Raw genomic sequence first — 17,058 nt, 5'->3', positions numbered from 1 at the left:
GCTTTATTACACGTTCAACAATACTTTCTCAGGTTTCTCTGAAACTGCTCCTTGAGGATACCCGATAATTCCATCCCGCAACCTTCCCAAAATTATAAAAGGCAGGTATACTAAAGAAGATAATCAGGGTAACCCCCTAAGGAGTATAGGTATGGCGATGCAAAAACAGTATGCCCGTGAACTGATGCGGTTTATCGATCAAAGCCCGTCGGTGTATCATGTGATTGAAAATGCCGGTAAAAAGCTCGAAGCGGTCGGCTTTACCCGTCTTGACCTTTCGGATGCTTTCGATTTAAAGCCCGCAGGAAAATACTTTGTAACCGCAAATGGCAGCGCTCTTATCGCATGGCAGATGAGCCGCGGGAAGAAAGCGCGCGGATTTAAGCTTGTCGGCAGCCATAGCGACTCCCCCTGTTTGCGGATAAAGCCGCATCCCGAAGTAACGGTGCAAGATCATTACCTCAAGCTGAATACCGAAGTATACGGCGGGGCAATTCTTTCAACATGGTTTGATCGCCCGCTTTCCGCAGCGGGACGTGTAGTTGTGCGGACGGATGATCCGCTTGCGCCTCAAGAGATGCTGTTCTCGTTTAAAGGTTCGCCGCTTATCATACCGAACCTCGCTATCCACATGAATCGCGAAGTAAACGACGGGTATAAAATTGAACGTCAAAAAGATGTGCTGCCCTTGCTCGGTATCATCAATAAAAAGTTTGAAAAGGACGGATATCTTATTTCACTGATATCTAAACAGCTGCATGTTCCGGTGAGCACAATCCTCGACTTTGACCTCTATTTGTATGATACGCAGCCCGGAAGTTTTTGCGGTCTTTCCGATGAATTTTTTTCGACGGGAAAAATCGACAACCTCGGTATGGCCTATGCATCCCTCGATGCGCTGATTGCGCAAGATGCTCCGTTAGACTATGTAAAAGCCGCCTGTATCTTTGATAACGAAGAAGTCGGCTCGGAAACGATGCAGGGCGCCGGTAGCCCGTTCTTTGCGGATACGCTCAAGCGAATTACGATTGCCCAGTGTGAAGCAGGTGAGCAGTGGTTTGAACTGTTCCAGCAGCAGTTGAGCAGGTCTTTCCTTATTTCCGCCGATCAGGCGCACGCTTTCCATCCCAATTATCCCGAAAAAAACGATATTACCAACTTCCCGCTTGTAAACGGCGGACCGGTGGTAAAACTTGCCGCTTCGATGAGCTATGCGAGCGACGGTATTTCGGCGGGGATATTTAAAGATCTCTGTGCAAGGGCCGGCGTTCCATGCCAAAACTTTGTCAACCGTTCCGATATAAAAGGCGGTTCAACCATTGGACCGATTACGACGACAAACTTGCGGATTAAGACGGTCGATATCGGGAACCCCATCTTGTCGATGCATTCCATTCGCGAGCTGGGCGGCGTTGCGGATCAAGCGTATATCACGCAGGTGTTTAATCAGTATTATAAAGAGTAATAAGGCATCTCTAAAACTCGGTTGGATTTGCTTCGCATCCTTCGGGAACGTCTAAGGGGATGTTCGAAAAAGTAACGGCTTTTGAAGCACCCCTTATACGGTGCTCCTTAAGATATATGCTAAAAATGCCGAAATTACAAGAGAAAGGGGCTTTTGTGCGCGTTTATGCCGAATTTAAATGAAATTACTAAGTTTAGAGAAGATCTGAAAAAGATTGCTCATGAAGATGGAGTAACTGCTCGGTGGGGCGAGCGAGTCTATGATGAACTCCCTCTGCCGAATCAGGAAGAGGTTCCCGATATTGATCTCGATGCCTTACTGCCTGCAACGGAGCCGGAGCAAACCGCTGCTGCTGATGATGCCGTTGACAAATCTTCCGAGTCTATGCCCGCATCGCAACAGGCTGCCGAATCGGTTCCCGATATGTTCGATACGGTGCCGGTTACGGATGCTCCCGACATATCGATGGATACCCCTTTTCCCACCGATTTCGGCGATAATGGCATCGACGATACAGGCTCTCTTGCGCCTTCCGGTGCAGATGATTCGGTCGATACCGAATCTCCTCAAGCCGAGGAACCGAGCGCCAAGCCCGACGAACCCGAAGTGGTAACCGGAGATGCGTATCCCGTTGACGAAGAAGGAATGCCGGATACCTCAGACATGGATACGTTCCTTTCTTCATTTGATTTTGACAATCTTTCCGGAGATGATTCAGATGCTTCCGATATCGCCGAATCTACGGCTACCGATGAACCATCAACGGAGCGTGATGATCCGTTTAATTTTGACGATATGCTTTCTTCCTTTGATTTTGCGCCCGAACCGATAAAAGCAAATGAATCTACGCCGGCTGATGATACGATTGATGATGATACGATTCCGGAAGATGTGGAAACGTTAGATGAAAGTGATGAAGTTCCGGCTGATGAAGATATGCTTCAAGAAGAGCGTACCATCCCTGATATTACTATTCCCGACATTGATTTATCGGCTTTTGATTCCTCTTCTGATGATGCTTCAAGCAATCCTGATGTTTCCGGCGATTTGGATGAAGTGGATGATCATTCTCATTTTGATGTTCCTGATATGGATGATGATGAAGAAACCGCTCAATTTCCGGTATCCGATGAAACCACCCAGTCCAATACCTCAGCAGCTTCCACTGTCAATGAGGATGAAAGCGGCAGTACTACGGAAGAATCCGATAGTTTGGACAATATGGATGAACTTTCACTCTTTTCCGAAAATAGGGATGATCCTCCAGCCGAATCGGCGGATGACGGAGCGGATGCGTCGTCATTTGAGTTTAGCATGGATACTCCGAGTACCGAACCTATCAGTATTCCGCCGATTGCCATTCCACCGATTGCCGGTACTGATGTCGGTTTTGACGGAATCGGTATGCCGGAGCACATAACCGATACCTTTTTTAACCAGCCGGAGGGCGATAGCGGGGATCAAAGCGGTTTTTCTTTGGAAGAAAATCCGCTTGACAGCGATATAACGGAAGTAGCTGACGATCAATTCAATCTTCCTGATAACTTTAAAGATTTTTCGGCTGATGCTCACTCGCAGATGTTCGATTCCGTTATTGCCAAGAGTACCGGTTCTTCGGATGGCGGCGAAGCGTTAACAATATCGGATGATGATTATTTTAATTTTTTAAACAAGCTTGAAACCTTCCCGTTTAATGTGCAGCTTGCTATTCAGGACTATATCGCCAATGGCGACGACCGACCTGAAAATAAGATGAATTTTATCCGCTTTGTACTGGAAAAAGATTCTCTTAAAAAAGTTGTCAATAAGCTCGAAAAGATAATCAATAGATCGATTCCTATTCCACGCGGATTTCAACGGAAGACGGTTGAAGAGTATGAACGGGAAAAACAGACCTTTAAATATTGGTTTATGCATCGGTTCTTGCCTGTTGCCGTTATGTCTGCCATTGCGCTTATTCTGGTATTTTGTATTTCAGTCTTATCATGGCAGTTTATTTATAAACCGATACGCTCGGAAGCCTTTTATAAGACCGGCTATTCCTATCTGGAAAACGGGCAGTATGAAACTGCAATAGAAAAATTTAATCGGGCAGGTGATTATAAGCGAAAGAAAAAATGGTATTTTTCGTATGCTCGTGCGTTTAGAGCGAAAAAACAATTTACCGCTGCGGAAAAAATGTATCTCCGCCTCATTTACGACTTTGCGAACGATAAGCAGGGCGGCTTGGAATACGCCGATATGTTGAGTACCGATCTGCGTAATTACGAAAAAGCTGAAGCGGTTTTGCGTCGTCGCGTACTCGATCATTATGTCAATGATAAGGATGGAATGCTCGCTCTCGGCGATGTGTTTATGAATTGGGCCGATGAAGATCCTGAAAAGTACGACGAGGCGGTAAAGGTTTACAGCCGACTAATCGAGCTATACGGTGAAAGCGATACCTTCCTTGTACGGATGATGCGCTATTTTATCCGCACGGATAATCTGGCGGAAGTGCTGAATCTCAAAGATCATTTCTCTTCCCGCATAACGAAAATCGGCGCGGAAAATCTCACTGAATTGAGCGGTTACTTGCTCGAAAAACGGTATAATCCTAAACCGCTCGATTCGGAAAAACTCCGCTCAAAAATCGACGATGTGCGTATGCTGTTGGAAAAAGCCGTGCAGACAGATAAAACGATGCCGGAAGCGTATTATAATTTAGGCCGCTTTTTTATCTACAATAATAAGCAGGACGGTGCAATAGAAAATTTGACCGAATCGATTAAGCTGTTTAAAACCGCCGCCCCGATGACCGCACGGCGTACCGGTAATTATGTCGATGCAATGCGCCTATTGGGAGAGCAGTTGGTAGATCAGAAAAAATACCTTGAAGCCCAAACCCTTTATGCTGACGCGCTAAATATATACCGCGAATATACAGCCTTTAAACCGCTGCCGCCGAACAAAGCTATCGGAAAGCTCTATGCGGATTACGGCGACATCGACTACTTTATCTCATATAATTTTGATTCGGCGCTTGACAGCTATCAAAATGCGGTAAAAGAACTGTATAACACGCCATCGGTGAATTACCGAATCGGCTATATACACTATCAACAGGAAAATTACCGGCAGGCAATAGAAGCAATGAGTCATGCGTATGCAGAAAAAGCACACGATAAGAATTTGCTGTACGGATTTGGAAATGCGTTCTTTAAGCGTGGCGATTATTTTGCTGCTTTGGCTGCGTATGAAGAGCTTTTAGGCTTGCTGAATGCACAGCGTGCGCGGAAAGAACAAGCATTGTCCAATACTCGCCCTGACGATGTTGCGTTTATTGAGCGTTATATGCATACGGCTAATAATTTGGGCGCAACGCTGAGCAGATTGTCCGAGCGAACGGGCGACTCTCAGAAGAACGGACGTGCGCTTGCACTGTATGCGGAATCTACCCGTGCGTGGGATGCTTTAACCAGAAATCCTCAGACGATGATCCGTGCAAAATCGGTCGGCTTGGCCTATTTGAATACCCAAAATATGCTGAATACAAAGAGTTCGTATCAATCAGAGATTTATACCGATATACCGATGATACTCGAAAACGAGAGAGCGCTGGAACAAAAAGAGGATAAATAGTCTATGGATACCGAGATTTTAAAGTATGTTACAGCCGATACGGCAAACGGTATTACGGGCGTATTATGCACAATTATCGAAGCGCATGGATCTTCTCCGCGAGAAGCCGGAACGTCGATGTGGGTAACTGCGGAAGCTGTCCGCGGCACGGTAGGCGGTGGTATTTCCGAACATGAAGTGATCAAAAAAGCACGTGAAATGCTGAAAACAGGCGATGCTACCTGTATCATAAAGAAAAATCTTACAGCAGAGGAAGGGCTTGCCTGCGGAGGTTCAATCCAAGTGTATCTTGAAAAGATAGGGAATGACCCTGAACTATTTATCTTCGGCGGCGGACACGTCGGCCGCGCGCTTGCAAAAGTTGCTGCCTTTATCGGATTTCGCGTTACCGTCTGGGATGACCGTGCCGATTGTATTACGGAAGATTTGTTTCCGACGGCGCGGCGGCTTTGTTGTCCCTTGGAGCAGCTGTTTTCCAAAGAAGACGTATTGCCATCTCACACCGTTCTACAGTTTCACGAGAACGTATATTGCGTTGCGGTAACTCGCGGGCACCGCTGCGATGCGGATGTACTGCGGTACCTGTATGGTAAAAAACTTGCCTATATCGGTATGATCGGCTCATTTGAAAAAAATGCTGCGGTGGTAAAGCTGCTTGCCGATGAAGGCATCAGCAAAGAGTACCTCGATTCCATCTATAAACCGATCGGGCTGCCCATCAGGGCAGAAACCCCTGAAGAAATTGCGGTTTCCATCGCCGCCGAGCTTATTGCTGTGGAGCACCACGGAAATCCTGCACTACTCCGCAGCGGCTACGCCGATTCCCGCCACGGATAAGCTTTTGGGAGGATATTTTGCCGGATACAACCGTATCGCAAGCATTATGAATACATGTGATATGCGTAGATAAAAGGATTCAGTTATCCCCTCACTATTTCCCATGACCAATTAATTACTTATCCGCTTACACGCGCACCCTTGAACGATAACCGAAAAATAACTAAAATATTTACTTATTGCAGAAAAGCGAAGCAGGAGATTGGCGTCATGGAAGACATATTGCACACGATTGAATTGGAAAAAGCATATAATCCTAAAGATTTTGAAGATAGAATCTATGCGGATTGGGAAAAGCAGGGCTGTTTTAAGCCGGTTAAAAAGACTGACAGTACCGATAGATATGTCGTAGCCATTCCTCCGCCCAATGTAACCGGTGTGCTTCACATGGGACACGGTTTAAACAACGTGTTGCAGGATGTCGTTGTCCGCTACCACCGCATGAAGGGTGATGAAACGCTTTGGATACCCGGTACCGACCATGCCGGTATCGCAACGCAAAATGTGGTTGAACGTCAGCTAAAGGCGGAAGGCAAAACACGGCATGACCTCGGGCGGGAAGCTTTCCTCAAACGCACATGGGAAGTAAAAGAAAAGCACCACTCGATTATCACCAATCAGCTGCGTAAAATCGGCGCTTCTGTCGATTGGTCCCGGGAACGGTTTACGATGGACGAAGGGCTTTCCCATGCCGTCCGCACCGTATTTGTTACCCTCTATGAACGCGGGCTTATCTACCGCGGCAACTATCTGGTTAACTGGTGTCCTTCCTGCGGCACTGCGCTTGCAGACGATGAGGTTGACCATGAGGAGACCAAAGGGGGAATGTACCATATTTTATACCCCCTCGCCGATGAAAACGGTGCCCCTTCCGCGTCGGAATATATCGAAATAGCGACAACCCGTCCCGAAACGCTTTTGGGCGATACCGCGGTTGCCGTACATCCTGACGATCCCCGCTATACTCATTTGGTAGGGAAGAAACTCGTGCTGCCGCTGACGGGCAGCTGTATCCCGATTGTTGCAGACAGCTATGTCGATAAGGAATTCGGGACGGGCGCTGTAAAAATAACCCCCGCTCACGACCCTAACGACTGGGAAGTCGGCAAGCGGCACAATCTCGAAGTTATCAATATATTAAACCCTGACGGTACGCTGAATGCGGCGGTACCCGAAAAATACCGCGGCATGACGGTGAAAGCCGCCCGTGAAGCGGTTATTGCCGATTTGGAGGCGATGGGCTTATTTAAAGAGAAAGAAAACATTAAACATGCCGTAGGACACTGCTACCGCTGTCACAGCGTCGTAGAGCCGTATCTTTCGGAGCAATGGTTTGTCAAAATGAAGCCGCTTGCAGACAAGGCGCTTGCCGCGTGGAAAAAAGGCGAACTCGTGTTCTATCCGCAAAAATGGGAAAATACCTACAGCCATTGGATGGAAAATATCCGCGATTGGTGTATTTCGCGGCAGCTGTGGTGGGGGCACCGAATTCCGGTGTGGTATTGTAAAGACTGCGGTAAGATGACCGTTTCGGTAGAAGATGTAACCGAATGTCCCCACTGTAAGAGTGCCGCCCTCAAGCAGGATAGCGATGTGCTCGACACGTGGTTTTCAAGCTGGCTGTGGCCGTTCTCGACGCTCGGCTGGCCTGAAAAAACCGAAGATTTACAGCGCTATTACCCGACCTCCGCCGTCATCACCGCTCATGATATTATCTTTTTCTGGGTTGCCCGTATGATTATGGCGGCGCTTGAGTTTACCGGTACCGTTCCATTCCGAGATGTTTATCTGCATGACTTAGTGCGCGATAAACAAGGACGCAAGATGTCCAAATCGCTTGGTAACGGTATCGATCCGTTGAATATTATCGATGAGTACGGCGCCGATGCCCTTAAATTTACGCTCACCTTTATGTGTACGCAGGGGCAGGATATTCTTATCGATAACGAATCCTTTAAACTCGGCTCCCGCTTTGCCAATAAAATCTGGAATGCTTCACGCTATATTTTAGGAAACCTCGAAGGGCGGCGCATTGTTCCCGTTCCCGCCTCTGAATTAACCGAGCTTGACCGATGGATTTACCATACCCTCAACGAAACGGTCAAAAATGTGCGGGCAGCCTTTGAAGGGTACCGCTATAACGAGGTAGGGCACGGCATTTATGAGTTCTTCTGGAATAACTTTTGCGACTGGTATGTCGAGGGGACAAAACTTTCTTATAAGAGCGGAGATGATGCGGAAAAAGACCGGATAACCTCGGTTCTGCTTGCCGTTTTGGAAGAATCGCTCCGGCTGCTGCATCCTGTGCTTCCCTTCGTTACTGAAGAAATTTACCGCAAACTTCCCGAACACTGCGCTGCCGGAGCTTCACACCGTGCAAAGGCACTGATAACCGCTGATTATCCCGTCTATTGTGAAGAGCGTATCGATACGGCAGCAGCCGCGCGTTTTTCAGCGCTGCAAAATATCGTGCGGCTTATCCGTGCGCTCAGAGCAGAATGCGGTATCGATCCTCAGCTTAAACTGCATATTGCGCTCTATATAGAAGCAGGCTCTCCCGCAGCGGCGGCGTTTGAGAATATCGATTTAATTAAGTTATTGGCGGGACTCGCGGATATTGCCTTTATCGAAACGCCTGCTGATAAACCTGCAAATTCTATCGGGACGGTAGGAGCCGGTTTTGAAGCCTTTATCATTACCGGAACCGAGGTAGATCGCAGTCAATTGGCTGCACGCTTTACAAAAGAACTCGAAAAAGAAAAACAGGCGCGGTCCCGTTTAACGGCAAAACTTTCTAATGCAAATTTTACAGATCATGCTCCGGCTGAGGTTGTCGAAGGGGAAAGAGAAAAACTGCGCCAAACGGAACGGCTGATTGAGAAGTTCACGCTGTATTTGCACGACCTTGTATAGAGTAGGGGAAAAAGGAGAAGAAGATGGAACAACATGAAGTAGCATTGTTAAAAGGAATGTATCTTGCCCCTTATATTCATTTGGCAACCAGCCTTCGCGGAAAAGCTCGGCATGCAGGCGGCAATATGTTCCGGCATCAGCTTGATACTATGGCAACGCTCATTGACTACGGCTATATCGATAGTATTTTGCTTAAAGCCTCAATCGTCCATGATGTATTGGAAGACGTGCCTGATTTTAATGTGAATGAACTGCTCTCTATTGACTCGGAATCTCCTGCTGTCTATGAATTGGTTATGGAAGTTACCCGTCGGCCGGGGCAGACAAAGCCCGAATATCTACAGCATATTATTAGGCATGGTTCACAGCGTGCAAAGGTATTAAAGTGCGCCGACCGAATCAGCAATATGATCAGTTTAGGGTTTGTCAACGACCCAGAGTTTATTAAACGGTATTGTAATGAAACGGAGATATATGTCTTTCCGATTGCATTGGAAGTAAATTTTGATATGTATAATGAATTGCTGTATCTGGTACAGTCCCGTTTACAATATCTTGCAGATTTTGAGTTTCTGCATCAACATCGCAAAGATACTGCTTCTGTTTAACAGGCACCTCTAAAACTTGAGTTTTTGCAGCTGCCCAATAGGATAACGTTTACTCGTGTGTGTGGAGCTGCCGTTTTTCAGCAGCTCCTTTTTTCATTTCCGTAATTTATTCGTCGAAGTCGTCGTCAAAACTGTCGTCATCGTCATAGGTATCATCAAAATCGCCGTCGTCAAAATCATCATCGAAGTCATCGTCAAAATCATCGTCGAAATCATCATCAAAGTCGTCGTCGCTAAAATCATCGTCAAAATCATCATTGCCGAAATCATCATCATCATCGAAAGGCGCGGTCGATAAGAAATGATTTCCGAAAAAGAAAGAAACTTTGTTACTCATAGTGAACCATCCATTGTGTTTTGGAATATCTTATAAAAACGCTTTACAGGTAAAACGCCGCCGTTCGGTAAACAGCAACTGCATAATAATAAGAGAATACTACTCTGTCAACCGGCTTTCGGCATGATTTGTGTTAGGGAAACACTGATTAAATGCGCTCCTCGCTTTAATCAGCACTCCCTTAGTTTAACCGTGCGAGACAGCGCCGGTATTTATCCGGGTTAACTCGAAAGGCGACAATGGGATCGCCACCTTCTTCGGTTGCCTTGCCGATTGCCGCCGAGGCTTCTTCGATCATGCGGGGAGCAGGAATAAGCCGTCCTGCTCTTGTAGTAAGGCCGATACCGAGTGATTTTTTAGCGGAAGCATCTAAAAGCGCATGGATTTCATCATAGAGACTGCTCGCAATTTGCATCGCCTGATCTAAGGGGGCATAAAAAATGATGATACCGAGGGTATCTTTATTAAAAATAAATATCTTATGAATACGATCGAGTGTTGAACGCAGTAAATGGATAATTTGCTGATTATGTGGAAGATCGGGTGCATGGATCAGCATGAGCGTTAAATCTTCTTCGGCAACGGCGGTTTCCGTGATAGCGGTGGTCAATTCTTCGATGAGCGTTGCCTGTTCAAGTGAACGGCTATCGCTGTGCGCTGTATCCGAAAGCGGGGTGTTTTCAAACGTCGTAATCGGCGGTTGTTTGGCTGCTTCTTGGCTTTCATCCACCGCTTTTAGGGGGTGGGTATGATTTTCAAAGAAGCCGTAGTTTTCTGCGCCGAAGCTCTGGTTGACATCCGATTTCGAGGTATCTGCTGTTTTCTGAATATTCGGTTCAGTGTTTGAGGAGACCGGCTGCTCTGTATCGGCGCCGTCCAGTTCCTCTATCGTACTGTGGTCAAGCTGTATATGTTCTGCGTGTTCCTGAGACTCGGGCGTGGTTTGTTGGGGCTGTTCATCATCGTAAATATGAAGACGGTTTAATGATTCCAGTTGTTCATCTAATGGCAACGAAGGTTCAAATTCATGCGTCTTTACTGTTTGTTCTCCCGTCGTCGGCTCTTCATTAAAGGGAGCATGGTTTTTATAGGTACTCGTATCCTCCTGCTGCAGGGTAGCCGGATTGTCCGTTTCGGTAAAATTTTTCGCTGAAGATGCGGTTTCTTCTTTATCGCAAGCAGCTGTAGCGAGGGGAAGATCGGGTTGAACGGCATCAAAAGCGGTTATATCCGCTTCCGGAGCACGAATTGTATCTTTTAATGCTGATTTTTTTTCTACAGATTTTGGGTTAATGTACGAAAAGATCAGAACTATAACGGTCATCAGCACAATCAGCAGTAATAAAAAGAATACTATTTGACCGCGGTTAAAAACCGTTTCAAGCGGAAGCATTTGGAGCGCTGCATGGACGGTAACGGTAGTACCCATTTCTTTAACCGGAATATGTGTTTGGGCAGCAGTAAAAAAGAGCGGTAGGTTTTTTACTTCGACTATATACTGTTCATTATATGAAAAAATATCGGTGTTTTTCGGCCAGATAAATACGATACCGGCATTATCTCTAATTAAAACTGCTTGAACATATTTGCTGTAGTTACGGCATAGTTGCTCAAGTTGTACTTGCAGCCGGGCAGAATCAGCCTCGTGAATGGATTCCGACAAAATTCCGCCGGTATGCTGAGCAAATATCTTAAAGTTCTTCAACGCTTCCGTTTTTCCCACAGCGGAATCGCTGTAAAGGGTGAAAACAAACCATAGCAAACTTCCAATAATAACAAGCAATGCACATGCGGCATAGACCGACATCAATATTTTTTTCATCATAAATCAGTATACTCCGAAATGAGTTCCGATACAAGTTCCATATCGGTCAAATTTCCTTTTCTATGGGCTTTACACCATGCAAGTGCGGGAAGAAGCGGCATAACGGTATTCAGACTGTTTTGTTTTAAGTTTTCGGTAAAGGATGCAAGGAATGCCGTATACGGGAATTGCTGAAAGTCTGCCCGTTGCCAGCGGATGATACTGTGTTTTTCCGCTTCAAAAGCCGCCCTGTAAGAATCCAAGAGCGGCGTTCGATAGGTGATGCCTTTTGATGTCCGTTCGCTGTAGGTTTCGGTACGGAACATAAGGCGGACAAACGAGTGCTCTTGCGAGATGACGCGCATCGCAGCGTCGGCATATTGGGCTGAAAGATAGGTGCCTCGGCTATACGCCGTGCCGCCGGTATAGGCAAAGTCCATTCCGATGCATTCGATATGCCGGTAACCGAGCGCTTGTGCCGCATGGTAGGCAGCGACGGCAACGGTGCCGGATCCCGTGGTAAGCGGCGGAATGGGAGAAAAAAGTGCGGCTGTTTGGACGAGCGGGTGCCCGCCTGCCGTAAAGAACAGGGCATTGCCGTTTTCGTAAAATCGGCGCGCTCCGGCTGTGTTAGCTGAAAGGTCGAAAATGCCGATCGTCTCTTTGGGGATAACGCCGATGGTATGCTGATATGAGATATGCTGCGGGTCAATCGCGATGAAGAATTCCGGTGTAATACCGTTTGCGCATACGGCGGGAAAGGCTGTATCGGTACAAAAAACCGTGTACCGCTTCCGATGCTGCTTAAGCAGAACCAATCCTTCTTCCAAGCTTGGGCCTGCCCCCAATATGAGCGCTGTTCGCTTGGTATCCGTGTACGGGTATGCAGGTTTGACGAAACCTGCAAGGCGCAAATTTAAAAAAATATTGCGCAGCCAGATTTTCCCGAAATGAACTTGAACTGAAAAATCCGCTTTGATTTTTTCGAGTGCGTGCTCGATCTTCTCCGGTAAACCTTTTGTTTGCGCTGTATACTGTTCACTCCATGTCCTTAGGATGTGATAGCTGAAGGTGCCGTGAAGAGCCGGTAAATAAGCCGCTACGAGTGCGGTTTCAAAAGCGGCATCGGTACAGGGCGGCAAAAGGAATACCCTGCTGTCGGCTAATAGCTCCGTATAGTCGATGAGCGAAAGCAGCTGTTTGAAGGATTCGTAATCGGATTCCGTAATTGCACAAAATGATTGGGAGGATTTATCTAAAAAAAGTTTGATATGGATGCCGTTCCCCAGTCCGCAAAAAAGCATAAAGCCGACGGAGAACGCGGCAGCGGTGCGTTCTGCTTCCCGTACGGGATTATAGAGGGACTGCAACGCTTGTCCCGATGCAAAGAGCGGCACCGGTTCCCCTGTCTTTGCGGGTGCAGTACCCTTATAAGCAGCCCCTATTTGAGCACGCCGGAGATGTTCTGCGAGTTCCGGCTGTTTGATGTTTATCGCAGCAAGGTTCTTCTCTAGGATCGTCATGCTTTTATCCTTTTAATGAGCGAGCCGAGTACACGGCTGACCTGTTCCGCTAAGTTTGTTTGCGCTTTTGTATCCGTAGGATTTTTTATCACATTACAATAAGCGGTATAGCTGCATAAGACGCATATCTGTTTTTCAAGTGCCGCAGCATCGGTCGCGAGCCGCGCCGGTTCCGTTGCGATTAGTGCAGGGATTTCGGTATTCAGTGTCTTTAACAGGGAGCGGGCAATCCGTGTGCGCTCATTGCGGGAAGGCGCAGGGTGGGGGGCTGCCGAAAGCCGTGTTGCTGTTTGTGCGTTATTGGAACTGCGGGCTGTTAGGTCTATCGGTTTGATATTTGGCAGCGGGGCTCCTCCCGTACCGGCGCGGGCAAGTCTCCGTGCGGATTCCGGCGGCAGCTGCAAAAACCATTGCCGGTAGGTTTCAAGGGATTGCGCGGCAAAGTTTTGGACAGCAAGCGAATCTGCAAGCGGATGGAGTCTATTCGCCGCAGCAAATAAGCGTACGATACTTGCATGGGGGCGTGCATGGGTAAAACCTTTTGCAGCTGCCAAATCGACGCCGGCGAGTATGATGTTTCGGTCTGTATGCCGTAACAGCAGTTCGCAGGCCGTTCCCGTTACCGTGCCGTTTTCTCGGGCTGCAAGCGGTTGCAGGTTTGCCGCCGTAAAGAGCATTGTTTCCAGCGGAGAATTGTAGGAAAGCGGCACGCATGGATGAGTCTCTAATATCGATGCGGGAACGGCCGCTTCGAGTGGAAAGGCGACAGGGACTATTGCAGGCAGCCTATCAAAATGAGGCAATGCCCAGTAGCCGGCGTCGGTACCGATGCAGAGGTCTATCGAGATATCCCGCGCCGTAAGGGCTGTGCACGCTGATGATACTGCAAGGATAGAGTAGGGCGCTACCTGAGCTGCGGTAAGCTGTTCTAAGCTCGGGCCTGCTCCGGCTAAGATAAAATCCCGTTCGCCGAAATGCAGCGTCGCAGGGTGTTCAAGGCCGATAAAATTATTGATGGTGTTTTTAAGCCACTTATTTCCGAAGAAAGATCGGGTGTGCATGATACTAGTAAGTATATCGATTGCATACCGGATGTTTTTCCAAACCGTATCTGCCTCATTTGGAAAAGCTTTATCGGCAGCCCTCCAGCTTAAAAAACGGGTTCCTGCCAATTGTTCATCGGGTATGTGAGACAGCAGAAAAAAAGGCAAACTACCGTTTCCCGGCCGCCAGACAGCATCCCAAAGATAATCGGAATCCGAAAAAAGTGTTTCGCTGTAGCGCACCGCAATACGCTTTGTACAAGGAAATTGTGCTTTCAGTACGGGCGCGAGGTAGGATTCTCCCGGCTCCGTTATGATAATAATGGTAGGATTGCCTTCAATGGCAGCGGCAAACTGTTCCGCTTCTTTATTTGGGTTGTATTTTGAATGGAGACGAAAAGGAAGCATGAGGAAGGCAGTTGGCCGCTATGCGGAATTGCATAGCGGCGAAGTGAAATATACGGATTAGGAAATGCCTAATTCTTCAAAGAGGTGCTTGTAGGTTTCAAAATATTCGGACTTAGCAAACTCTTCAATCTTCTTTTCGGGCAATGCCTCTAACAGTTGATCCATATAGGAAAGAACCGATTTAATCTCATTTTTCAGTTCCAATGGAATAGAAATGGTTTCCTGCTTTTTACTCGCAGCTTGTAACAATGTTTCCTGCTTCGGTTCTTCGGGAACTTTTTCGCTTTCTTTTTCCGCCTCAAGATCGGAACTTGTATCTTCAGCGATTGCGTCCAATTCTTCAATTGTATCTTCCGTATCTTCAGATTTGGCTTCTTCGATTTCTTCCGACTCACTTGCAGGAACTTCGGCTATAAAAGGTTCTTCAATAATTTCTTCTTTTATTTCCGCTTCGGCGGTAGTTGAACCGTCTGCAAACGGGTTTCGGAAATCTTCGTCATTTTGAAGTTCGTGGATCGTACGGTCATCTGTTATTTCTCCAGCAGCCATTTTGGTGTCAACCGGTTTCATGTCTTCAGCGGGAACTTCAATCTCTTGCTCCGAGGGAATATCGAAGGATTCTATATTTATATCTTCAAAGTCGGTTTCGTCATCCACAGGCTCAGCTTCTTCGATATCCTCAAGCTCGGCGGCTTCTTGCTGATCTGCCGTATCTCCATCAATAAGCCCCATATCTTCATCCGTAACTTCCGATTGATCATCAAGGTAACTGAGATCTTCCGGCAACGATGTAATGGGGGAAGGCTCTACATTAAAGACCGGATCGGATGCAAGGAGTTTTTCCCCTTCCGTCTCCGGTTCATGATCGCTATTTCTCTCTTCTGAAGAAAGCTCCGCTATACTCTCCTCAAAGGAGTGGTCGGCAGGGGGCTTTTCTTGCATTTCGGGATCAATATCTTTCGTAAGTACAGGCGGTACTTCATAGGTTTCGGTTGTTTCCGCGGAAGATTCCTCATCGGTCGACGCCCGCTCCTCATCTTCACTGTTCCGCTCTTCAGTGAAATCCGCCGTAATAAGGATATTATTTAACTCATCACCGGTGAGTGCAATCGTTTCGTCCGTATCATCATCGCTGAAAAAGCCCGAACTTTCCGCATCGGCGGCTTTGTCTTCTTGGTGGTCACCGGAATCTTTTACCGCTGTTTCGGAAATTGCTTTTGAGTGAGCCGCCATACCCACTTTTAAGCTATTCAGCTCTGCTTTCAGATCGCTGATTTCATGAGCAATTTGCATCAGCAATTCGGTTGCTTTATCTTGTTCAGCGGCAGTGCGTTGAGTAGTTACGACTGTTGTGTCCATAGTTTCTTTTGAATCCTTTTCCGGATTGAGTTTTGCTGTCGCATTTTCCTGTTCGGCGACATGTTGTGTTGAAAGTAAATCTTGTTTAACAGCTTCAATATCATCAAAGAAAGCAGGTTTTTCAGCATCGGGTGATTGTTTGTCGTCTGCACCGAAAATCGGAATATCGACGTTATCTTCTACAACCTGTGAGGACAGCTCCGCAAGCGGCTGCTCTTTAGTCGCTTCATCATCGGCTGTAACGTCAATGTCGAAAACGGCATCTTCTTTTTGCTTGCTGTGTTCGGCTTCTTGTCTTTCGGATGTATCGTCTTTGAGAATATCGTCAAAATCATCGACCACCTCAAAGTCGTCGTCCGATTCGGAGCTTTCAGACGGAGCTGCATCTTCAAAATCTTCAAGAGAAATTTCACTGAAGTTTTCGAGACCTGCCGGCGGTTCATTGTCGCCCGAATGTTTTTCGGTATCATCCGTGATTTCGGTAAAGTCAAGATCTATCGGCTCTTCTTCAACAAAAGTATCAGCTGTTTCTTTAGGCGCTGCTTCGGTAGGGCTGTCATCCGACAAAAAGTCATCCAAATCCAATGACTCAAAACTGTTTTCGTCAAGTGCAATATCGGAAGTATCACTGTCGGTATATGAAGGATCAGGCGTTTCCAGCGGTATTTCGGTTGAAGTATTTGTATCGTTCAACTCCTCAAGTTCGGGCATTTCAGTATCTGCAGCCATATCCGAAAATGAGAAATCATCATCAAAATTTATAGTATCTTGGTCGTTTTCCATGCCGGAAGCGCTCGCCGATTGAAAATCGTCCGAATCGAGCGGTTCGATAGTATCTTTCTTTTTTTTAAGCCATACACCATACATGTCTAATTTTTCAGTGCTCTTACTGTCTATAGAAAAATTGGGATCATATAAATCGTCGGTTTTGTTAAAATTATCCATAAATATTTCTCCACGAAAGCGGTGTTATTATAACATGTATCGGCATTCCCTGTATATAACATGAGCGGAACTCTTATAGGGCGCCTCGAAAAGCCGTGCACATTTTTAGAAAATGTCGACCATCGGTTGGAAAACATATCATCACTTTTCTATTATAGCGTATTTTAAATAAAATTCAAGAAAATATTTATTTTG

The 17,058-nt window shown here is 46.8% G+C and carries 10 protein-coding genes; 5 read left to right on the top strand and 5 right to left on the bottom strand.

Annotated features, from left to right (window positions below; genetic code table 11):
* The first annotated feature begins 151 nt into the window (after positions 1-151).
* The 5 genes from GWP40_RS09650 to GWP40_RS09630 all read left to right on the top strand — a co-directional run bounded on the left by GWP40_RS09650 (position 152) and on the right by GWP40_RS09630 (position 9,444).
* Complete coding sequence (locus GWP40_RS09650) at positions 152-1,465, top strand: M18 family aminopeptidase (protein WP_230974388.1); 1,314 nt, start codon at positions 152-154, stop codon at positions 1,463-1,465.
* 165 nt (positions 1,466-1,630) lie between these two features.
* Positions 1,631-5,086, top strand: coding sequence for a periplasmic flagellar collar protein FlcA (gene flcA / locus GWP40_RS09645; RefSeq protein ID WP_212565158.1), 3,456 nt, complete (start codon positions 1,631-1,633; stop codon positions 5,084-5,086).
* Positions 5,087-5,089: 3 nt separating this feature from the next.
* Positions 5,090-5,923 carry an XdhC family protein gene (locus GWP40_RS09640; protein ID WP_212565157.1) on the top strand — a complete coding sequence of 278 codons (834 nt, stop codon included), beginning with the start codon at positions 5,090-5,092 and terminating at the stop codon, positions 5,921-5,923.
* A gap of 210 nt (positions 5,924-6,133) precedes the next feature.
* The gene (locus tag GWP40_RS09635) at positions 6,134-8,836 is read left to right on the top strand and encodes a valine--tRNA ligase (RefSeq protein WP_212565156.1); all 2,703 of its coding nucleotides are present in this window, start codon (positions 6,134-6,136) and stop codon (positions 8,834-8,836) included.
* A 23-nt stretch (positions 8,837-8,859) separates the two neighbouring features.
* Positions 8,860-9,444: a hypothetical protein gene (locus GWP40_RS09630; protein ID WP_212565155.1), complete on the top strand. Its 585-nt coding sequence runs from the start codon at positions 8,860-8,862 to the stop codon at positions 9,442-9,444.
* A 106-nt stretch (positions 9,445-9,550) separates the two neighbouring features.
* Here the strand turns inward: GWP40_RS09630 and GWP40_RS09625 are convergent, their stop codons facing one another.
* The 5 genes from GWP40_RS09625 to GWP40_RS09605 all read right to left on the bottom strand — a co-directional run bounded on the left by GWP40_RS09625 (position 9,551) and on the right by GWP40_RS09605 (position 16,863).
* Positions 9,551-9,781, bottom strand: coding sequence for a hypothetical protein (locus GWP40_RS09625; RefSeq protein ID WP_212565154.1), 231 nt, complete (start codon positions 9,779-9,781; stop codon positions 9,551-9,553).
* A 181-nt stretch (positions 9,782-9,962) separates the two neighbouring features.
* Complete coding sequence (locus tag GWP40_RS09620) at positions 9,963-11,606, bottom strand: diguanylate cyclase (RefSeq protein WP_212565153.1); 1,644 nt, start codon at positions 11,604-11,606, stop codon at positions 9,963-9,965.
* Entirely contained in the window at positions 11,603-13,108 is a 1,506-nt protein-coding gene (locus GWP40_RS09615) for a motility associated factor glycosyltransferase family protein (protein ID WP_212565152.1), read from the bottom strand. Before GWP40_RS09615 ends, GWP40_RS09620 begins: the two co-directional genes overlap by 4 nt.
* Positions 13,105-14,559: a 6-hydroxymethylpterin diphosphokinase MptE-like protein gene (locus GWP40_RS09610; protein WP_212565151.1), complete on the bottom strand. Its 1,455-nt coding sequence runs from the start codon at positions 14,557-14,559 to the stop codon at positions 13,105-13,107. Before GWP40_RS09610 ends, GWP40_RS09615 begins: the two co-directional genes overlap by 4 nt.
* A 57-nt stretch (positions 14,560-14,616) precedes the next feature.
* On the bottom strand, positions 14,617-16,863 hold the full coding sequence (locus GWP40_RS09605) for a hypothetical protein (RefSeq protein ID WP_212565150.1): 2,247 nt from the start codon (positions 16,861-16,863) through the stop codon (positions 14,617-14,619).
* Between the last annotated feature and the right edge of the window lie 195 nt (positions 16,864-17,058).

It is taken from the genome of Treponema vincentii (genome assembly GCF_018336815.1).
Classification (GTDB): domain Bacteria; phylum Spirochaetota; class Spirochaetia; order Treponematales; family Treponemataceae; genus Treponema.
This window is presented reverse-complemented; position numbering and strand designations above follow the sequence as displayed.